Origin of the sequence: Streptomyces sp. NPDC058335, from assembly GCF_042723915.1 — a bacterium.
Taxonomy (GTDB): domain Bacteria; phylum Actinomycetota; class Actinomycetes; order Streptomycetales; family Streptomycetaceae; genus Streptomyces.
In genome coordinates, this window is the sequence record NZ_JBHXHX010000024.1 from 1 (window position 1) to 19,520 (window position 19,520).

The window sequence follows — 19,520 nt, forward strand, 5'->3', positions numbered from 1 at the left end:
GCCGCGGGGGCGGCCGGGACCTCTCGGTCCGGCCGCCCCGGCGGTACGTTTCTGCTGAGTCGCCGCTAGCGCTCAGCCCTCCTCGTGGGAGACCGCGCGACGCGCGTCCGCGTCCAGCACGCCCCAGCTGATCAGCTGCTCGGTCAGGACCGAGGGCGACTGGTCGTAGATGACGGCGAGCGTGCGCAGGTCGTCCTGGCGGATCGACAGCACCTTGCCGTTGTAGTCGCCGCGCTGCGACTGGATCGTGGCCGCGTACCGCTGGAGGGGACCGGCCTTCTCGACCGGCACATGGGCCAGCCGCTCCAGGTCCAGGACCAGCTTCGGCGGCGGCTCGGCGGCCCCGCCCGGAGTGGTGCCCGGGAGCAGCTCCTGCACGGGAACACCGTAGAAATCGGCCAGCTCCGCAAGGCGCTGCACGGTCACGGCGCGGTCGCCGCGCTCGTACGAACCGACCACGACCGCCTTCCAGCGTCCCTGGGACTTCTCCTCGACACCGTGGAGGGAAAGGCCCTGCTGGGTGCGGATCGCCCGGAGCTTGGCCCCGAGCTGTTTGGCGTATTCGCTGGACATATAGCTCCCCGGCACTGGGTCGACGCGACTGGGTTGGGTTTCCATGCCGCGCGGCTGGTAACTCACTGTGAGGTTACGCAGCGTGATTCTTCTGCGTCAAGCCGAATGGTCCACACCGACTCTTCCGTGGTATCCGTGGCCGATTGAGCCAATAGGGTGAACGGGGGCGTCCTCCCGGCCTGCTACCGTGGATGGCGCAAATCCGACGTCCTTTAAGGTCCGTCCCGTGAGGCGGAGAAGGAGGTCCGTTTCATATGGACATGCAGGACAAGCAGGACTCGCAGGACAGCCAAGACCCGCAGGGCTCGCACGACACGCAGGACGCGCGGCCCGTTCTCGAAGGCCCCGACATCGCGCGGGTGCTGACCCGTATCGCCCACGAGATCGTCGAACGCGCCAAGGGCGCCGACGACGTGGTGCTCCTCGGCATCCCGACCCGGGGCGTCTTCCTCGGCCGTCGGCTCGCCGCCAAGCTCGAGCAGATCACCGACCGCAAGATCCCGGTCGGCTCCCTCGACATCACCATGTACCGCGACGACCTGCGCATGCACCCGCCGCGTGCGCTGGCCCGCACCGAGATCCCCGGCGACGGGATCGACGGCAAGCTGGTCGTCCTCGTCGACGACGTGCTTTTCTCCGGCCGCACCATCCGCGCCGCCCTCGACGCCCTGAACGACATCGGGCGCCCCCGCGCGGTGCAGCTCGCGGTCCTCGTCGACCGCGGTCACCGCGAACTGCCCATCCGCGCCGACTACGTCGGCAAGAACCTCCCCACGTCACTGCGGGAGACGGTCAAGGTCCAGCTGGCCGAGGAGGACGGTCGCGACACCGTGCTGCTCGGTGTCAGGCAGACCGCCCCGGGCGCACAGCGCTAGCACTCCGACGTACGCCCCCGAGTGCGTGCCCCCACGCGCCCGCATGCCCGAAAACTCCCTCATGTCTTACGGAGCCTGACAGATGCAGCGTCATCTCATCTCGGCCGCCGACCTCACCCGCGACGACGCCGTCCATGTTCTCGACACCGCCGAGGAGATGGCCCGGGTGGCGGACCGGCCCATCAAGAAGCTGCCGACCCTGCGCGGCCGCACGATCGTCAACCTGTTCTTCGAGGACTCCACCCGGACCCGGATCTCCTTCGAGGCCGCCGAGAAGCGCCTGTCCGCGGACGTCATCAACTTCACCGCCAAGGGCTCCAGCGTCTCCAAGGGCGAGTCCCTGAAGGACACCGCCCAGACCCTGGAGGCCATGGGCGTCGACGCCGTCGTCATCCGGCACGGCGCCTCCGGAGCGCCGTACCGCCTCGCCACCTCCGGCTGGATCGACGCCGCCGTCATCAACGCCGGTGACGGCACCCACCAGCACCCCACCCAGGCCCTGCTGGACGCCTTCACCATGCGCCGCCGGCTCGTCGGCCGGGACGCCGGGCTCGGCCGGGACCTGTCCGGCAAGCGCATCACCCTCGTCGGTGACGTCCTGCACAGCCGGGTCGCCCGCTCCAACGTCGACCTGCTGCACACGCTCGGTGCCGAGGTCACCCTCGTCGCCCCGCCCACCCTGGTGCCGGTCGGCGTCGAGACCTGGCCCTGCGAGGTGTCGTACGACCTCGACAGCACGCTGCCCAAGTCCGACGCCGTGATGATGCTGCGCGTCCAGCGCGAGCGGATGAACGCCGCCTTCTTCCCGACCGAGCGCGAGTACTCGCGGCGCTACGGCCTCGACGGCGACCGGATGGCGCGGATGCCCGAGCACGCCATCGTGATGCACCCCGGCCCGATGGTCCGCGGCATGGAGATCACCGCCGAGGTCGCCGACTCCGACCGCTGCACCGTCGTCGAACAGGTCGCCAACGGGGTCTCGATCCGGATGGCCGTCCTGTACCTGCTCCTGGGCGGGAACGAACCCGCCGTCGCCCACGCCCGTACCACCGAGGAGAAGTAACGACCATGAGCAAGATCCTGATCCGTGGTGCGCGGGTGCTCGGCGGCGAGCCCCAGGACGTCCTGATCGACGGCGAGGTCGTCGAGGCCGTCGGCAGCGGGCTGTCCGCCGAGGGGGCGGAGGTCGTCGAGGCGGACGGCAAGGTGCTGCTGCCGGGCCTCGTCGACCTGCACACCCATCTGCGCGAGCCGGGCCGCGAGGACTCCGAGACCGTCCTGACCGGCACCCGGGCGGCCGCGAGCGGCGGCTTCACGGCCGTGTTCGCCATGGCCAACACCTTCCCCGTCGCCGACACCGCCGGCGTCGTCGAGCAGGTCTGGCGACTGGGCCGCGAGCACGGCTACTGCGACGTGCAGCCCATCGGCGCCGTCACCGTCGGCCTGGAGGGCAGGAAGCTCGCCGAGCTGGGCGCCATGCACGAGTCGGCCGCCGGGGTCACCGTGTTCTCCGACGACGGCAAGTGCGTGGACGACGCCGTGATGATGCGCCGCGCCCTGGAGTACGTGAAGGCCTTCGGCGGGGTCGTCGCCCAGCACGCGCAGGAGCCGCGGCTGACCGAGGGCGCCCAGATGAACGAGGGCGTCGTCTCCGCCGAGCTGGGGCTCGGCGGCTGGCCGGCCGTCGCCGAGGAGTCGATCATCGCGCGGGACGTGCTGCTCGCCGAGCACGTCGGTTCCCGCGTCCACATCTGCCACCTGTCGACCGCCGGGTCCGTCGAGATCGTCCGCTGGGCCAAGTCCCGCGGCATCGACGTCACCGCCGAGGTCACCCCGCACCACCTCCTCCTCACCGACGAGCTGGTGCGCTCCTACGACCCGGTCTACAAGGTGAACCCGCCGCTGCGCACCGAGCGTGACGTGCACGCCCTGCGTGAGGCGCTCGCCGACGGCACCATCGACATCGTCGCCACCGACCACGCCCCGCACCCGCACGAGGACAAGGACTGCGAGTGGGCCGCCGCCGCCATGGGCATGGTCGGCCTGGAGACCGCGCTGTCGGTGGTCCAGGAGACGATGGTGGAGACGGGCCTGCTGGACTGGGCCGGGGTCGCCGAGCGCATGTCCTTCGCGCCGGCCCGCATCGGGCAGGCCAAGGGCCACGGGCGGCCCGTCTCGGCTGGTGAGCCCGCCAACCTCACGCTCCTCGACACGGCATACCGTGGGTCGGTGGACCCCGCGGGCTTCGCCTCGCGCAGCCGGAACACCCCGTACGCGGGGCGTGAGCTGCCGGGCCGTGTGACGCACACCTGGCTCCGGGGCAAGGCCACGCTCGTCGACGGGAAGCTCACGTGACACCTGTAATCCTGCTCGCGGCCGAGAAGGAATCGGCCGCAGTGACCGACTGGGCCGCCCGCGTCGGCTGGGTCGTCGGCCTCGGCCTCTTCGTCGCGCTCGTCTACTGGCTGATGCGCGAGGGCTGGAAGTGGCGCGGCACGCTCCAGAGCGACCTGCCGGAGCTGCTTACCGCGCCGTCCGACCCGGGTGAGGCGAGACTGACGATGAGCGGCCGCTACCACGGCTCCACCACCGCCGGGCAGTGGCTCGACCGCATCGTCGCGCACGGCCTGGGCACCCGCAGCCGGGTCGAGCTCACCCTGACGGACGCGGGCCTGGACGTCGTACGCCCCGGCGCGAGCGACTTCTTCGTCCCGGCCGGCGCGCTGCGCGAGGCGGTGCTCGGCAAGGGCATCGCCGGCAAGGTCCTCGCCGAGGGCGGACTGCTCCTGGTGACCTGGGAGCACGGCGACAAGCTGATCGACTCCGGGTTCCGCTCGGACCACGCGGCCGAGCACACCGAATGGGTCGACACCATCAACTCCATGATCAACAAGAGGGAAACGGAAGGCGCACGATGACGACCTCCACCAGGGGAGCCGCGAAGGCTCCCGCCGTACTCGTCCTGGAGGACGGCCGGATCTTCCGCGGCCGTGCCTATGGGGCCGTGGGGGAGACCTTCGGCGAAGCGGTGTTCTCCACCGGCATGACCGGCTACCAGGAGACCCTGACCGACCCCTCCTACGACCGCCAGATCGTCGTGGCGACCGCCCCGCAGATCGGCAACACCGGCTGGAACGACGAGGACGACGAGTCGGGCCGCATCTGGGTCTCCGGCTACGTCGTGCGCGACCCCGCGCGCGTGCCGTCCAACTGGCGGTCCAAGCGCTCCCTGGACGACGAACTGGCCGGACAGAACGTCGTCGGCATCTCCGGCATCGACACCCGCGCCCTCACCCGCCACCTGCGCGAGCGCGGCTCCATGCGCGCCGGCATCTTCTCCGGTGAGGCGATCGCGGCCGAGCCCGAGCTGCTCGCGCGCGTGCAGGCCCAGCCGCACATGAAGGGCGCGAGCCTCTACGAGGAGGTCGCCACCCAGGAGGCGTACGTCGTCCCGGCGGTCGGCGAGAAGCGGTTCACGGTCGCCGCCATCGACCTCGGCATCAAGGGCATGACCCCGCACCGCATGGCCGAGCGCGGCATCGAGGTGCATGTGCTGCCCGCGACGGCCACCGCCGACGAGGTGTACGCAGTGAACCCCGACGGCGTGTTCTTCTCCAACGGTCCGGGCGACCCGGCCACCGCCGACGGCCCCGTGGCACTGATGGCCGAGGTGCTGGAGCGCCGGACTCCCCTGTTCGGCATCTGCTTCGGCAACCAGATCCTCGGCCGCGCCCTCGGCTTCGGCACCTACAAGCTGAAGTACGGCCACCGCGGCATCAACCAGCCCGTCCAGGACCGTACGACCGGCAAGGTCGAGGTCACCGCGCACAACCACGGATTCGCCGTGGACGCGCCCCTCGACAAGGTCAGCGAGACCAGGTTCGGGCGCGTCGAGGTCTCGCACGTCTGCCTGAACGACAACGTCGTGGAGGGGCTCCAGCTGCTCGACCAGCCGGCCTTCTCCGTCCAGTACCACCCCGAAGCGGCAGCCGGCCCGCACGATGCCGCCTACCTGTTCGACCGCTTCACGTCTTTGATGAACACAGTCCTGATGGAGGGCCAGCGTGCCTAAGCGCACCGATATCCAGTCCGTCCTGGTCATCGGCTCCGGCCCGATCGTCATCGGACAGGCCGCCGAGTTCGACTACTCCGGCACCCAGGCGTGCCGCGTCCTGCGCGCCGAAGGCCTGCGCGTGATCCTCGTCAACTCCAACCCGGCGACGATCATGACCGACCCGGAGATCGCCGACGCCACCTACGTCGAGCCGATCACCCCCGAGTTCGTCGAGAAGATCATCGCCAAGGAGCGGCCGGACACGCTGCTGCCCACCCTGGGTGGCCAGACGGCCCTCAACACGGCCATCTCGCTGTCCGAGAACGGCGTCCTGGAGAAGTACGGCGTCGAGCTGATCGGTGCCAACGTGGAGGCCATCCACAAGGGCGAGGACCGCGAGCAGTTCAAGGACGTCGTGGCGGAGGTCCGCCGCAAGATCGGGCACGGCGAGTCCGCCCGCTCCGTCATCTGCCACACCATGGACGAGGTCGTCGCCGGCGTCGACACGCTCGGCGGCTACCCGGTCGTCGTCCGCCCCTCCTTCACCATGGGCGGCGCCGGCTCCGGCTTCGCCCACGACGAGGAGGAGCTGCGCCGGATCGCCGGCCAGGGCCTCACGCTCTCGCCGACCACCGAGGTGCTCCTGGAGGAGTCCATCCTCGGCTGGAAGGAGTACGAGCTGGAGCTGATGCGCGACAAGCACGACAACGTGGTGGTCGTCTGCTCCATCGAGAACTTCGACCCCATGGGCGTGCACACCGGCGACTCGATCACCGTCGCGCCCGCGATGACGCTGACCGACCGCGAGTACCAGACCCTGCGCGACATCGGCATCGCCGTGATCCGCGAGGTCGGCGTGGACACCGGCGGCTGCAACATCCAGTTCGCGGTGAACCCCGAGGACGGCCGGGTCATCGTCATCGAGATGAACCCGCGCGTGTCGCGTTCGTCGGCGCTGGCCTCCAAGGCGACCGGCTTCCCGATCGCCAAGATCGCGGCCAAGCTCGCCGTCGGCTACACCCTCGACGAGATCCCGAACGACATCACCAAGGAGACCCCGGCCTCCTTCGAGCCCACGCTCGACTACGTCGTCGTCAAGGCACCCCGCTTCGCCTTCGAGAAGTTCCCGAGCGCGGACTCGACGCTGACGACCACCATGAAGTCCGTCGGCGAGGCCATGGCCATCGGCCGCAACTTCACCGAGGCCTTCCAGAAGGCGCTGCGCTCGCTGGAGAAGAAGGGCAGCCAGTTCACCTTCGTCGGCGAGCCCGGCGACAAGCAGCAGCTCCTGACGGAGGCCGTCCGTCCCACCGACGGCCGGATCAACACCGTCATGCAGGCCATCCGCGCGGGCGCCACCCCCGAGGAGGTCTTCGCGTACACGAAGATCGACCCCTGGTTCGTCGACCAGCTGTTCCTGATCAAGGAGGTCGCCGACGACCTGGCCGCCGCCGACCGTCTGGACGTCGACCTGCTCGCCGAGGCCAAGCGGCACGGCTTCTCCGACCAGCAGATCGCCGAGATCCGCGGCCTGCGCGAGGACGTCGTCCGCGAGGTCCGGCACGCGCTGGGCATCCGCCCGGTCTACAAGACGGTCGACACCTGCGCCGCCGAGTTCGCCGCGAAGACGCCGTACTTCTACTCCTCCTACGACGAGGAGAGCGAGGTCGCGCCGCGCGAGAAGCCGGCCGTCATCATCCTGGGCTCCGGCCCGAACCGCATCGGCCAGGGCATCGAGTTCGACTACTCCTGCGTCCACGCCTCCTTCGCGCTGTCCGACGCCGGGTACGAGACGGTGATGGTCAACTGCAACCCGGAGACCGTCTCCACCGACTACGACACCTCAGACCGCCTGTACTTCGAGCCGCTGACCCTCGAGGACGTGCTGGAGATCGTCCACGCCGAGGCGCAGGCCGGGCCGATCGCCGGTGTGATCGTCCAGCTCGGCGGCCAGACCCCGCTGGGCCTGGCGCAGGCGCTGAAGGACAACGGCGTACCGATCGTCGGCACGCCCCCCGAGGCGATCCACGCGGCCGAGGACCGGGGCGCCTTCGGCCGTGTCCTCGCCGAGGCCGGCCTGCCGGCCCCGAAGCACGGCACCGCCACCACCTTCGCCGGGGCCAAGGCCATCGCCGACGAGATCGGCTACCCGGTCCTCGTCCGGCCGTCGTACGTCCTCGGCGGCCGCGGCATGGAGATCGTCTACGACGAGACCCGGCTGTCCTCCTACATCGCCGAGTCGACCGAGATCAGCCCCACCAGGCCGGTCCTCGTCGACCGCTTCCTCGACGACGCCATCGAGATCGACGTCGACGCGCTCTACGACGGCGAGGAGCTGTACCTCGGCGGCGTCATGGAGCACATCGAGGAGGCCGGCATCCACTCCGGCGACTCGGCGTGCGCCCTGCCCCCGATCACCCTCGGCGGCTTCGACATCAAGCGCCTGCGGGCCTCCACCGAGGCCATCGCGCGCGGGGTGGGCGTCCGCGGCCTGATCAACATCCAGTTCGCGATGGCCGGCGACATCCTCTACGTCCTGGAGGCCAACCCGCGCGCGTCCCGCACCGTCCCCTTCACCTCGAAGGCGACCGCGGTGCCGCTGGCCAAGGCCGCCGCCCGGATCTCCCTGGGCTCGACCGTCGCCGAGCTGCGCGCCGAAGGGCTCCTCCCGGCGACCGGTGACGGCGGCGAGCTGCCGCTGGACGCGCCGATCTCCGTCAAGGAGGCCGTGATGCCGTGGAGCCGCTTCCGCGACACCTCCGGCCGCGGCGTCGACACCATCCTGGGCCCGGAGATGCGCTCCACCGGAGAGGTCATGGGCATCGACTCCGTCTTCGGCACGGCGTACGCCAAGTCGCAGGCGGGTGCCTACGGCCCGCTGCCCACCAAGGGCCGCGCGTTCATCTCGGTCGCCAACCGCGACAAGCGCTCGATGATCTTCCCGGCGCGCGAGCTGGTCGCCCACGGCTTCGAGCTGCTCGCGACCTCCGGCACCGCCGAGGTCCTCCGGCGCAACGGCATCAACGCCACGGTCGTGCGCAAGCAGTCCGAGGGCGTGGGCCCGAACGGCGAGAAGACCATCGTCCAGCTGATCCACGACGGCCAGGTCGACCTCATCGTCAACACCCCGTACGGCACGGGCGGCCGCCTCGACGGCTACGACATCCGTACGGCGGCGGTGGCGCGCTCGGTGCCCTGCCTGACGACGGTCCAGGCGCTCGCCGCCGCCGTCCAGGGCATCGACGCCCTCAACCACGGGGATGTGGGGGTGCGTTCCCTCCAGGAACACGCCGCGCATCTGACCGCGGCCCGCGACTAGCAGCCCCAGGGGGACACCGGAAACGGTGTCCCCCTCCGTATGAGGACACAGTGATGTACAAGCTCTTCTTCCGCCTGGTCTTCTCCCGGATGGATCCGGAGAAGGCCCACCACCTGGCCTTCCGCTGGATTCGGCTCGCCGCCCGGATCCCGGTGCTGCGCACGTTCGTCGCGGCCGCCCTCGCCCCCCGCCACAAGGAACTGCGCACCGAGGCCTTCGGCCTGCGCATGCACGGCCCCTTCGGGCTCGCCGCAGGCTTCGACAAGAACGCGGTCGCCGTCGACGGCATGGCGATGGTGGGCTTCGACCACGTCGAGATCGGCACGGTCACCGGGGAGGCGCAGCCCGGCAACCCCAAGAAGCGGCTGTTCCGTCTCGTCGCCGACCGTGCGCTGATCAACCGCATGGGCTTCAACAACGAAGGCTCGCTGACCGTCGCCGCGCGCCTGGCCTCCCGCGAGCCCGTCTTCACGACCGTCGTGGGCGTCAACATCGGCAAGACCAAGGCCGTACCGGAGGCCGAGGCGGTGGCCGACTACGTGAAGTCGGCCGAGCGGCTCGCGCCCTACGCCGACTACCTGGTCGTCAACGTCTCCTCCCCGAACACCCCCGGGCTGCGCGACCTCCAGGCCACGGAGGCGCTGCGGCCGCTGCTGAGCGCGGTGCGCGAGGCCGCCGACCGTACGGTCGCCCACCGGCGTGTGCCGCTGCTGGTGAAGATCGCCCCCGACCTCGCCGACGAGGACGTGGACGCCGTCGCCGACCTCGCCGTCGAGCTGGGCCTGGACGGCATCATCGCCACGAACACCACCATCGCGCGCGAGGGCCTCGGTCTGACGTCCGCACCCACCCTGGTGAAGGAGACCGGCGGCCTGTCGGGAGCGCCGCTCAAAGCGCGCTCCCTGGAGGTACTGCGGCGCCTCTACGCGCGCGTGGGCGACCGCATCACCCTGGTGGGCGTCGGCGGCGTCGAGACCGCCGAGGACGCCTGGGAGCGCATCCTCGCGGGCGCCACCCTCGTCCAGGGCTACAGCGCCTTCGTCTACGAGGGGCCCTTCTGGGCCCGCGCGATCCACAAGGGGCTCGCCGCCCGCCTGCGCACCAGCCCGTACGCCACCCTCGCCGACGCGGTCGGCGCCGACGTGAGGAAGACGGCATGACCCTGGAACCCTTCGGCGCCCGACTGCGCCGTGCCATGGACGAGCGCGGCCCCCTCTGCGTCGGCATCGACCCGCACGCCTCGCTGCTCGCCGAGTGGGGCCTGGACGACACCGTCGCCGGTCTCGAGCGGTTCAGCCGCACGGTCGTCGAGGCCATGGCCGACCGGGTCGCCGTCCTGAAGCCGCAGAGCGCCTTCTTCGAACGGTTCGGCTCACGCGGGGTCGCCGTCCTGGAGAAGTCCGTCGAGGAGGCGCGGGCGGCCGGCGCCCTGGTCGTGATGGACGCCAAGCGCGGCGACATCGGCTCGACCATGGCCGCGTACGCCGAGTCCTTCCTGCGCAAGGACGCCCCGCTGTTCTCGGACGCGCTGACCGTCTCGCCGTACCTCGGCTACGGGTCGCTCTCGCCCGCCGTGGCGCTCGCGCGCGAGAGCGGCGCCGGACTGTTCGTGCTGGCGCTGACCTCCAACCCGGAGGGCGGCGAGGTCCAGCACGCGGTGCGGGCGGACGGGCGTACCGTCGGAGCGACCATGCTGGCGCACCTGGCCGCCGAGAACGCCGGGGAGGAGCCGCTGGGCTCCTTCGGCGCGGTCGTCGGTGCCACGCTCGGTGACCTGTCGGCGTACGACCTCGACATCAGCGGCCCGATCCTCGCGCCCGGTATCGGGGCCCAGGGAGCGACTCCGGCGGACCTGCCGCGCGTCTTCGGGGCCGCGGTGCGCAACGTCGTGCCGAACGTCAGCCGCGGAGTGCTGCGCCACGGACCCGATGTCGTCGCGCTGCGTGACGCCGCGGATCGATTCGCGCAACAGGTCAGGGCGGCGGTCGAAGCCGCCTGAACGCCCTTGGCCGTCCGACCGGGGTCTCCGTCGGACGGCCGCGGACGGACTTGAGCCTGAATACATCCTCAAATCCGGGGCAATTTGTCTTAAATATCCGTCCTGGCTGAGGCTGACCAGGACTTTTCCGCTGTTCTCGCTGACTCTGGCGGTGTTGGCCGCTAGTCTCCGAGCGGAGGGTGAACGGGCAAGCGTGTTGCTCGTAGCTCCCCAGGTGTGGGGCGACTAGGTTCCTCACCGGTCCGTATCCGACAGTTCGACATCCGAGGTGACGTAGGCGTGGCTCTTCCGCCCCTTACCCCCGAACAGCGCGCAGCCGCGCTCGAAAAGGCCGCCGCGGCTCGCCGGGAGCGGGCCGAGGTCAAGAATCGACTCAAGCACTCCGGCGCCTCCCTTCACGAGGTGATCAAGCAGGGCCAGGAGAATGACGTCGTCGGCAAGATGAAGGTCTCCGCACTCCTGGAGTCCCTGCCGGGCGTGGGCAAGGTCCGCGCCAAGCAGATCATGGAGCGGCTCGGCATCTCCGAGAGCCGCCGAGTGCGCGGTCTCGGCTCCAACCAGATCGCCTCCCTGGAGCGTGAGTTCGGCGACACGGCCAAGTGAGTCCGAAGTGCTCCGGGCAGAGCGTCCCGGGCACGGCGAGACAGCTGGAATAATCGCTGCATGGCTGTAACACCCCGGGGGACGACCCCCGAACCCCCGGACGCACGTCCGCGGCTGACCGTGCTCTCCGGCCCCTCTGGGGTCGGCAAGAGCACGGTCGTCGCTCATATGCGCAAGGAACACCCCGAGGTCTGGCTCTCGGTGTCCGCGACGACCCGCAGGCCCCGCCCCGGCGAGCAGCACGGCGTCCACTACTTCTTCGTCACCGACGACGAGATGGACAAGCTGATCGCCAACGGCGAGCTGCTGGAGTGGGCCGAGTTCGCCGGCAACCGCTACGGCACGCCGCGTGCCGCCGTACTGGAGCGCCTGGAGGCGGGCGAGCCCGTTCTCCTGGAGATCGACCTCCAGGGCGCCCGGCAGGTCCGCGGCTCCATGGCCGAGGCCCAGCTGGTGTTCCTGGCTCCGCCCTCCTGGGAGGAGTTGGTGCGCAGGCTCACCGGCCGCGGCACCGAGCCCCCCGAGGTGATCGCACGCCGTCTGGACGCGGCCAAGATCGAACTCGCGGCCGAGCCGGAGTTCGACGAGACCCTGGTCAACACCTCCGTCGAGGACGTAGCGCGCGAGCTGCTAGCCTTGATGGATGTCGTGTGATCGGAACCATGTGATCACCGTCCGTCTTTTCCCACCTATCGGAAGGTAGAGCGTGTCCTCTTCCATCTCCGCTCCCGAGGGCATCATCAACCCGCCGATCGACGAGCTCCTCGAGGCCACCGACTCGAAGTACAGCCTCGTGATCTACGCGGCCAAGCGGGCCCGCCAGATCAACGCGTACTACTCGCAGCTCGGCGAGGGCCTCCTCGAGTACGTCGGTCCGCTCGTCGACACCCACGTCCACGAGAAGCCGCTCTCGATCGCGCTCCGCGAGATCAACGCGGGTCTGCTGACGTCGGAGGCCATCGAGGGCCCGGCTCAGTAGTATTTTCAGCTCGCAGTCAGTTTTTCCCACAGGCCCGGCAGCGCGACTGCCGGGCCTGTGGTCTGCTCGGGGGTGCGGGGGTCGGCCCCCGCGATGAGGCAGCATGGACCCGTACGCCGGGAGCCGCGGCGTACGTTTTCCGAGGTCGGGGAGAGACGGTGGACAAACCCAAGGTCGTGCTGGGGGTCAGTGGCGGCATCGCCGCGTACAAGGCCTGCGAGCTGCTGCGCAGACTGACCGAGTCGGGCCACGACGTGCGCGTCGTCCCCACCGCCTCCGCCCTGCACTTCGTCGGCGCGGCCACCTGGTCCGCCCTCTCCGGCCACCCGGTCTCCACCGAGGTCTGGGACGACGTCCACGAGGTCCCGCACGTCCGCATCGGCCAGCACGCCGACCTGGTCGTCGTCGCCCCCGCCACGGCCGACATGCTCGCCAAGGCGGCCCACGGCCTGGCCGACGACCTGCTGACGAACACCCTGCTCACCGCCCGCTGTCCGGTCGTCTTCGCCCCGGCGATGCACACCGAGATGTGGGAGCACCCGGCCACGCAGGAGAACGTGGCGACGCTGCGCCGCCGCGGTGCCGTCGTCGTCGAACCGGCCGTCGGCCGGCTCACCGGCGTCGACACCGGCAAGGGCCGGCTGCCCGACCCCGCCGAGATCTTCGAGGTCTGCCGACGCGTCCTGGCCCGAGGCGTCCGGGAACCCGACCTGGCCGGACGGCATGTCGTCGTCAGCGCGGGCGGCACCCGTGAGCCTCTCGACCCCGTCCGCTTCCTCGGCAACCGCTCCTCGGGCAAGCAGGGCTACGCCCTCGCCCGTACCGCCGCCGCCCGCGGCGCCCGCGTCACGCTCGTCGCGGCCAACGCCGCACTGCCCGACCCCGCGGGCGTCGACGTCGTCCCGGTCGGCACCGCCGTACAGCTTCGGGAAGCGGTGCTGAAGGCGGCGGCCGACGCCGACGCGGTGGTCATGGCGGCCGCGGTCGCCGACTTCCGGCCTGCGAACTACGCCGTGGGCAAGATCAAGAAGAAGGACGGACAGGAACCGGACCCCATCGTTCTCCTGCGAAATCCGGACATCCTCGCGGAGATCTCCGCCGAGCGCGCCCGCCCCGGCCAGGTCGTCGTCGGCTTCGCCGCCGAGACCGACGACGTGCTGGCCAACGGCCGGGCGAAGCTCCGGCGCAAGGGCTGCGATCTGCTGGTGGTCAACGAGGTCGGCGAGCGCAAGACCTTCGGCTCCGAGGAGAACGAGGCGGTCGTCCTGGGCGCCGACGGCAGCGAGACCCCGGTCCCGCACGGCCCCAAGGAAGCCCTGGCCGAAATCGTGTGGGACCTGGTGACGCGGCGTCTGGAGTGATTGTTTGATGCGCATCACCGTTCCCCCGGCATTGCCCGTTCGGGTGTGCGCCCCTGGCCAACAGTGGCCCGCATTCGGCAGAATGCCTGTGCCGCAGGTCACAGCGCTCCCGAGAGGCGAGACAGGTGGGCCGGTGGTGAAGCGCGACCGATAAACTGTTGTCGGACGACGCCGGGCGCAGCTCCCGTCGCGTCCGCCCATGATGAGCCAGCAGCCGCTGCAACCCCAGGGAGCGTTGTGTCCCGTCGCCTGTTCACCTCGGAGTCTGTGACCGAGGGTCACCCCGACAAGATCGCTGACCAGATCAGCGACACCATTCTCGACGCGCTTCTGCGCGAGGACCCGGCGTCCCGGGTCGCCGTGGAAACCCTGATCACGACCGGCCTGGTGCACGTCGCCGGTGAGGTCACCACCAAGGCGTACGCGCCGATCCCGCAGCTGGTCCGGGACAAGATCCTGGAGATCGGCTACGACTCCTCGAAGAAGGGCTTCGACGGCGCCTCCTGCGGCGTCTCGGTGTCGATCGGCGCGCAGTCCCCGGACATCGCGCAGGGTGTCGACACGGCGTACGAGACCCGGGTCGAGGGTGACGAGGACGAGCTGGACCGTCAGGGCGCCGGCGACCAGGGCCTGATGTTCGGCTACGCGTCCGACGAGACGCCGACGCTGATGCCGCTCCCGATCTTCCTGGCCCACCGCCTGTCGAAGCGCCTCTCGGACGTCCGCAAGAACGGGACCATCCCGTACCTGCGCCCCGACGGCAAGACCCAGGTCACCATCGAGTACGACGGCGACAAGGCGGTCCGGCTGGACACGGTCGTCGTCTCCTCGCAGCACGCGTCCGACATCGACCTGGACTCGCTGCTCGCGCCCGACATCCGCGAGTTCGTCGTGGAGCCGGAGCTGAAGGCGCTCCTGGACGAGGGCATCAAGCTCGACACGGAGAACTACCGCCTGCTGGTGAACCCGACCGGCCGCTTCGAGATCGGCGGCCCGATGGGCGACGCCGGCCTGACCGGCCGCAAGATCATCATCGACACGTACGGCGGCATGGCCCGTCACGGCGGCGGTGCCTTCTCCGGCAAGGACCCGTCCAAGGTCGACCGGTCCGCGGCGTACGCGATGCGCTGGGTCGCGAAGAACGTCGTCGCAGCCGGCCTGGCCGCGCGCTGCGAGGTCCAGGTCGCCTACGCGATCGGCAAGGCCGAACCGGTCGGTCTGTTCGTCGAGACCTTCGGCACGCACAAGATCGATCCCGAGAAGATCGAGAAGGCCATCGACGAGGTCTTCGACCTCCGCCCGGCCGCGATCATCCGGGACCTCGACCTGCTCCGCCCGATCTACGCCCAGACCGCCGCGTACGGCCACTTCGGCCGCGAGCTGCCCGACTTCACGTGGGAGCGCACGGACCGCGTGGACGCGCTCAAGGAGGCGGCGGGGCTCTGAGCTCCCGACCTCGACGCACGCACCGGGCCCGGCTTCCTCAGGGAGGCCGGGCCTCGGCGTTGCGCGGCCCGGCCCCGCGGGCAGGCGGCTGAGGGGTACGGGCTTCGGCGGGGCCGCTGTCAGTGGCGTTTGGTATGAATGCAAGCGTGAGCAGCGAGAACGGGCAGCAGGAGGGCGGTGGCGGCGGGGACGGGGCGCCGCCGGAGCAGCTCGCGCTTCTCCGGGAGACCGTCCGGCAGGCCAAGGTGCCGCGGGCGAAGCCCCGGACCTGGCGGGGAGCGGCGCTCGCCGAGCAACTGCCGGTCGCGCGGGTGCTCGTCGACAAGGGGGTCCTGCACCTCGACCGGTACTTCGACTACGCGGTGCCGGCCGAGCTGGACGCGGACGCCCAGCCCGGTGTGCGGGTGCGGGTCCGGTTCGGTGCCGGGCGCGGACGGGTGCGCGAGGGGCGCCGAGAGGGCGGGGGGCTGATCGACGGGTTTCTCGTCGAGCGGCTCGCCGAGTCGGACTACGCCGGGCCGCTGGCCGCCCTCGCCCAGGTCGTGTCGCCCGAGCCCGTGCTGAGTCCGGAGCTGCTCGGGCTGGCGCGGGCCGTCGCCGACCGGTACGCGGGGAGCCTGGCGGACGTCCTCCAGCTGGCGGTGCCGCCGCGCAGCGCTCGCGCCGAGCAGCGGCCCTCACCCGCGCCGCTTCCCCCGCCGGAGGCGCCCCAGCCGGGGTCCTGGGGGCGTTACCAGCACGGGGGCGCGTTCCTCGACGCGCTCGCCTCGGGAGGGGCCCCGAGGGCCGTGTGGAACGCCCTGCCCGGTCCCGGGTGGAGCGAGGAACTGGCCAGGGCCGTCGCCGCCACGCTGGCCTCGGGGCGCGGGGCCCTCGTCGTCGTACCGGACGGGCGGGCCGCCGCGCGCGTGGACGGCGCTCTGACGGCTCTGCTGGGGGAGGGGCGGCATGCGCTGCTCACCGCCGACGCCGGGCCGGAGAAGCGGTACCGGGAGTGGCTCGCCGTGCGGCGCGGCAGCGTGCGCGCGGTCGTCGGGACGCGGGCCGCCATGTTCGCCCCGGTGCGTGACCTCGGGCTGGTGGCCGTGTGGGACGACGGGGACGACAGCCACAGCGAGCAGCACGCCCCCCAGCCGCACGCGCGCGATGTGCTGCTGCTGCGGGCGGCGCAGGACGGGTGCGGCTTTCTGATGGGCGGCTGGAGCTGCACCGTCGAGGGCGCGCAGCTGGTCGAGAGCGGGTGGGCGCGGCCCCTGGTCGCCGACCGGGAGCAGGTACGGCGGGCCGTGCCGCTGGTGCGGACCGTCGGGGACCAGGATCTCGCCCGGGACGAGGCGGCGCGGGCCGCCCGGTTGCCCAGCCTCGCCTGGCAGGCCGTCCGTGAAGGACTGCGGCACGGGCCCGTGCTCGTGCAGGTCCCACGGCGCGGCTATGTGCCGCGCATGGCGTGCGCCGCCTGCCGGGCACCCGCCCGGTGCCGGCACTGTTCCGGGCCCCTGGAGGCGCGGGACAGCGGATCGCTCTGGTGCGGCTGGTGCGGGCGCGAGGAGAACGCCTGGCACTGCCCGGAGTGCGGGGGGTTCCGGCTGCGCGCCCAGGTCGTCGGGGCGCGGCGGACCGCCGAGGAACTGGGCCGGGCGTTCCCCGCCGTCCCGGTGCGCACGTCCGGGCGGGAACAGGTGCTGGACACCGTGCCGGGTACGCCCGCGCTCGTCGTGAGCACGCCGGGGGCCGAGCCCGTCGCCGAGGGCGGGTACGCGGCGGCCCTGCTGCTGGACGGCTGGGCCATGGTCGGGCGGCCCGACCTGCGGGCCGGGGAGGACGCGCTGCGGCGCTGGATCGCGGCAGCCTCGCTGGTACGGCCGCAGGGCGACGGGGGGACCGTGGTCGTCGTCGCCGAACCGACCCTGCGGCCGGTGCAGGCGCTGGTGCGGTGGGACCCCGTCGGACACGCCGTGCGGGAACTGACGGAGCGGGCCGAACTGGGCTTTCCACCGGTGTCACGGATGGCGGCCGTCGCGGCGACGGGGGAGGCGCTCGCCGCGTTCCTGGGTTCCGTGGAGCTGCCCGGGGAGGCCGAGGTACTGGGGCCCGTCCCGCTGCCGGTCACGCCGGCGGGGCGGACCCGTCGGCCGGGGGCGCCGCCGCCCGGCGAGCAGTGGGAGCGGGCGCTGATCCGGGTGCCGCCGGGGAAGGGCGCCGCCCTGGCCGCGGCGCTCAAGACGGCCCAGGCCGCGCGGATGGCGGCGCGGGGCGGTGCGGCGGCCTCGCGGAGCGAGGGGGTCTCGGGAGCGGTGTGGGTGCGGGTCGATCCGCCGGACATCGGCTGAGCGTCGCAGGGGCTGCGTAGCGGACATGCGTCTGCCCTCTCGGACGTGCGCCGAGAGGGCAGCGGGGCGGAGCGCCTCAGCCGTTCCGCGGGCCGGGGAAGGCCGTCGGTCTTGCTTCCTCGCGCAGGGACGAGCTGCCCCCCGTCGGCTGGGTCGGCATCGAGCGGGCCGCGGGGACCGTGGGCACCACGGCGATGCCGGTGCCCACATTGACCGTGCGGGGGACCGGAGCCTCCGCCGTCGTGCGCTCGACGTCCGTGGCGGTGGCCGTGGCTGTCTGAGCGGCCGCCCGGCGGGCGCCGTAGCGGCGGTGGACCGCCTGCTTGGTGACGCCGAGCGCGGAGCCGACCGCGTCCCACGAGAAGCCGAGCGAGCGGTCGAAGTCCACCGCCGCGGTGACCAGGGTCTCGACACTGTCCCGCAGTTCCTGGGCGAGGCGGACCGTCGGAGCGGGGGCGCGTCCGTAGACGACGAAGCCCGTGGACGGGCCGGAGCGGCGCGGGCGGTAGACGTTGCCCAGCTGGGCGGTGAGGGTGCGCAGCGCGTCCACCTGCCGGCGGACCCGCTCGATGTCCCGCACCAGCAATTGCAGGCTGGCCCGAGCCTGGGCGTCGTGGGTTGCGTGGTCGGCCATGAACAAGCCTCTCGAACCGGCGTTGAAGAGATAAGGGGGCGGGCCGCGGTGGGCGCGGTCCGGTGTGGTCAACTCTGTCTTGACCAACGCGGGTGCGCTCCGCTGGTCACGGTGTGGGGGCGTATGGGCATATGCGTACGCCCCCGGCGGAGGTCTCGGCTCGGCCTTCGCCGTTTCTGTCTCCCACCCGCTCACCGCGCGACCGGTCGGGCAGGGAGTGAACCTCTCCCGCGGGTGCTCAGCGCCGTCGGCGGCTCTTCCTTCCGGCGCAATAAACTTGTGCGTCGCCCGTCGTCCGTTTCCTCCGAGAGGCCCGTGCCCACTCATGAAGCTCGTGTTCGCCGGTACCCCCGAGGTCGCCGTTCCCGCTCTGGACGCCCTGCTCGCCTCCGGGCGGCACGAGGTGGCCGCCGTCGTCACGCGACCCGACGCGCAGGCGGGCCGGGGGCGCAGGCTGGTCGCCTCTCCCGTGGCCCAGCGGGCCGAGGAGGCCGGGATCGAGGTGCTGAAGCCCGCCCGGCCGCGGGAGCCGGAGTTCCTGGCGCGGCTCGCGGAGATCGCGCCGGACTGCTGTCCCGTCGTCGCCTACGGCGCCCTGCTGCCGAAGGCGGCGCTCGACATCCCGGCCCGCGGCTGGGTCAATCTGCACTTCTCGCTGCTGCCCGCCTGGCGGGGGGCCGCGCCGGTGCAGCACGCCGTCATGGCGGGTGACGAGATCACCGGCGCCTCCACGTTCCTCATCGAGGAGGGGCTCGACTCCGGGCCCGTCTACGGCACGGTGACGGAGGAGATCCGGCCCACCGACACCAGCGGTGACCTGCTGACCCGGCTGGCCTTCGCGGGTGCCGGGCTGCTCGCCGCCACCATGGACGGCATCGAGGACGGCACGCTGAAGGCCGTACCGCAGCCCCAGGACGGCATCACGCTGGCCCCGAAGATCTCCGTGGAGGACGCCCAGGTGGACTGGACCGCTCCGGCGATGCGCGTCGACCGTGTGGTGCGCGGGTGCACGCCCGCGCCGGGCGCCTGGACCAGGTTCCGCGGTGAGCGGCTCAAGCTCGTCCAGGTGCGGACCGCGCCGGGGCGCGAGGACCTCGCGCCGGGCGAACTGGCCGTCGGCAAGAACAGCGTGCACGTCGGCACCGGGTCGTACGCCGTCGAGCTGCTGTGGGTGCAGGCGCAGGGCAAGAAGCCGATGCAGGCGGCCGACTGGGCCCGCGGGGTGCGCATCGCGGACGGTGAGCGGGTCGGGGAGCCGACGGGTGCGTAGCCGGGGGTAACGCTCCTGCACCGGGCCCGGCCCGCCCGTCGTAGGCTGGGCGTACCTTCATCCTGCAATCCGGAGCA

The 19,520-nt window shown here is 71.6% G+C and carries 17 protein-coding genes; 15 read left to right on the forward strand and 2 right to left on the reverse strand.

The features are described 5' to 3' along the window. Window positions 1-72 precede the first annotated feature (72 nt). The gene (gene bldD, locus ACFWJX_RS34485; protein ID WP_020128858.1) at window positions 73-573 is read right to left on the reverse strand and encodes a transcriptional regulator BldD; all 501 of its coding nucleotides are present in this window, start codon (window positions 571-573) and stop codon (window positions 73-75) included. Window positions 574-833: 260 nt separating this feature from the next. Between bldD and pyrR the strand changes: the two genes are divergently transcribed. The 14 genes from pyrR to ACFWJX_RS34555 all read left to right on the forward strand — a co-directional run bounded on the left by pyrR (window position 834) and on the right by ACFWJX_RS34555 (window position 17,539). Next, window positions 834-1,448 carry a bifunctional pyr operon transcriptional regulator/uracil phosphoribosyltransferase PyrR gene (pyrR, locus tag ACFWJX_RS34490; protein ID WP_383250356.1) on the forward strand — a complete coding sequence of 205 codons (615 nt, stop codon included), beginning with the start codon at window positions 834-836 and terminating at the stop codon, window positions 1,446-1,448. Between the two features lie 82 nt (window positions 1,449-1,530). After that, window positions 1,531-2,511: an aspartate carbamoyltransferase catalytic subunit gene (locus ACFWJX_RS34495; RefSeq protein WP_383250267.1), complete on the forward strand. Its 981-nt coding sequence runs from the start codon at window positions 1,531-1,533 to the stop codon at window positions 2,509-2,511. A gap of 5 nt (window positions 2,512-2,516) precedes the next feature. After that, entirely contained in the window at window positions 2,517-3,803 is a 1,287-nt protein-coding gene (locus tag ACFWJX_RS34500; RefSeq protein ID WP_383250268.1) for a dihydroorotase, read from the forward strand. Further along, window positions 3,800-4,366 (forward strand): hypothetical protein, encoded by a 567-nt coding sequence (locus ACFWJX_RS34505; RefSeq protein WP_383250269.1) that lies wholly within the window; start codon window positions 3,800-3,802, stop codon window positions 4,364-4,366. Before ACFWJX_RS34500 ends, ACFWJX_RS34505 begins: the two co-directional genes overlap by 4 nt. After that, complete coding sequence (gene carA, locus ACFWJX_RS34510) at window positions 4,363-5,520, forward strand: glutamine-hydrolyzing carbamoyl-phosphate synthase small subunit (protein WP_383250270.1); 1,158 nt, start codon at window positions 4,363-4,365, stop codon at window positions 5,518-5,520. The genes ACFWJX_RS34505 and carA overlap by 4 nt, the downstream gene beginning before the upstream one ends. After that, window positions 5,513-8,821: a carbamoyl-phosphate synthase large subunit gene (gene carB / locus ACFWJX_RS34515; RefSeq protein WP_383250271.1), complete on the forward strand. Its 3,309-nt coding sequence runs from the start codon at window positions 5,513-5,515 to the stop codon at window positions 8,819-8,821. Before carA ends, carB begins: the two co-directional genes overlap by 8 nt. Before the next feature lie 53 nt (window positions 8,822-8,874). Next, a complete protein-coding gene (locus ACFWJX_RS34520) occupies window positions 8,875-9,981 on the forward strand; it encodes a quinone-dependent dihydroorotate dehydrogenase (protein ID WP_383250272.1) in 1,107 nt (368 codons plus the stop codon). Continuing rightward, on the forward strand, window positions 9,978-10,820 hold the full coding sequence (gene pyrF, locus ACFWJX_RS34525; protein ID WP_383250273.1) for an orotidine-5'-phosphate decarboxylase: 843 nt from the start codon (window positions 9,978-9,980) through the stop codon (window positions 10,818-10,820). Before ACFWJX_RS34520 ends, pyrF begins: the two co-directional genes overlap by 4 nt. Window positions 10,821-11,099: 279 nt before the next feature. Continuing rightward, the gene (locus tag ACFWJX_RS34530; protein WP_073493500.1) at window positions 11,100-11,423 is read left to right on the forward strand and encodes an integration host factor; all 324 of its coding nucleotides are present in this window, start codon (window positions 11,100-11,102) and stop codon (window positions 11,421-11,423) included. Between the two features lie 60 nt (window positions 11,424-11,483). Next, entirely contained in the window at window positions 11,484-12,077 is a 594-nt protein-coding gene (gene gmk / locus ACFWJX_RS34535; protein ID WP_383250274.1) for a guanylate kinase, read from the forward strand. A 52-nt stretch (window positions 12,078-12,129) separates the two neighbouring features. Further along, window positions 12,130-12,402 (forward strand): DNA-directed RNA polymerase subunit omega, encoded by a 273-nt coding sequence (gene rpoZ, locus ACFWJX_RS34540; protein ID WP_003977348.1) that lies wholly within the window; start codon window positions 12,130-12,132, stop codon window positions 12,400-12,402. A gap of 158 nt (window positions 12,403-12,560) precedes the next feature. Then, complete coding sequence (coaBC, locus tag ACFWJX_RS34545; protein WP_383250275.1) at window positions 12,561-13,763, forward strand: bifunctional phosphopantothenoylcysteine decarboxylase/phosphopantothenate--cysteine ligase CoaBC; 1,203 nt, start codon at window positions 12,561-12,563, stop codon at window positions 13,761-13,763. Window positions 13,764-14,000: 237 nt separating this feature from the next. Beyond that, entirely contained in the window at window positions 14,001-15,209 is a 1,209-nt protein-coding gene (gene metK / locus ACFWJX_RS34550; RefSeq protein WP_383250276.1) for a methionine adenosyltransferase, read from the forward strand. Between the two features lie 146 nt (window positions 15,210-15,355). Continuing rightward, entirely contained in the window at window positions 15,356-17,539 is a 2,184-nt protein-coding gene (locus ACFWJX_RS34555) for a primosomal protein N' (protein ID WP_383250277.1), read from the forward strand. 76 nt (window positions 17,540-17,615) lie between these two features. Here ACFWJX_RS34555 and ACFWJX_RS34560 read toward each other — a convergent pair whose 3' ends face one another. After that, window positions 17,616-18,173 carry a hypothetical protein gene (locus ACFWJX_RS34560; protein ID WP_383250278.1) on the reverse strand — a complete coding sequence of 186 codons (558 nt, stop codon included), beginning with the start codon at window positions 18,171-18,173 and terminating at the stop codon, window positions 17,616-17,618. Between the two features lie 325 nt (window positions 18,174-18,498). On the opposite strand from ACFWJX_RS34560, the gene fmt reads away from it, so the two are divergent. Next, a complete protein-coding gene (fmt, locus tag ACFWJX_RS34565; RefSeq protein WP_383250279.1) occupies window positions 18,499-19,443 on the forward strand; it encodes a methionyl-tRNA formyltransferase in 945 nt (314 codons plus the stop codon). Window positions 19,444-19,520: the final 77 nt, after the last annotated feature.

Bases quoted from the DNA above. Each gene is read 5' to 3' on its own strand.
- bldD (WP_020128858.1), bottom strand. From the start codon at position 573: ATGTCCAGCGAATACGCCAAACAGCTCGGGGCCAAGCTCCGGGCGATC.
- pyrR (WP_383250356.1), top strand. From the start codon at position 834: ATGCAGGACAAGCAGGACTCGCAGGACAGCCAAGACCCGCAGGGCTCG.
- ACFWJX_RS34495 (WP_383250267.1), top strand. From the start codon at position 1,531: ATGCAGCGTCATCTCATCTCGGCCGCCGACCTCACCCGCGACGACGCC.
- ACFWJX_RS34500 (WP_383250268.1), top strand. From the start codon at position 2,517: ATGAGCAAGATCCTGATCCGTGGTGCGCGGGTGCTCGGCGGCGAGCCC.
- carA (WP_383250270.1), top strand. From the start codon at position 4,363: ATGACGACCTCCACCAGGGGAGCCGCGAAGGCTCCCGCCGTACTCGTC.
- ACFWJX_RS34520 (WP_383250272.1), top strand. From the start codon at position 8,875: ATGTACAAGCTCTTCTTCCGCCTGGTCTTCTCCCGGATGGATCCGGAG.
- pyrF (WP_383250273.1), top strand. From the start codon at position 9,978: ATGACCCTGGAACCCTTCGGCGCCCGACTGCGCCGTGCCATGGACGAG.
- gmk (WP_383250274.1), top strand. From the start codon at position 11,484: ATGGCTGTAACACCCCGGGGGACGACCCCCGAACCCCCGGACGCACGT.
- ACFWJX_RS34560 (WP_383250278.1), bottom strand. From the start codon at position 18,173: ATGGCCGACCACGCAACCCACGACGCCCAGGCTCGGGCCAGCCTGCAA.
- fmt (WP_383250279.1), top strand. From the start codon at position 18,499: ATGAAGCTCGTGTTCGCCGGTACCCCCGAGGTCGCCGTTCCCGCTCTG.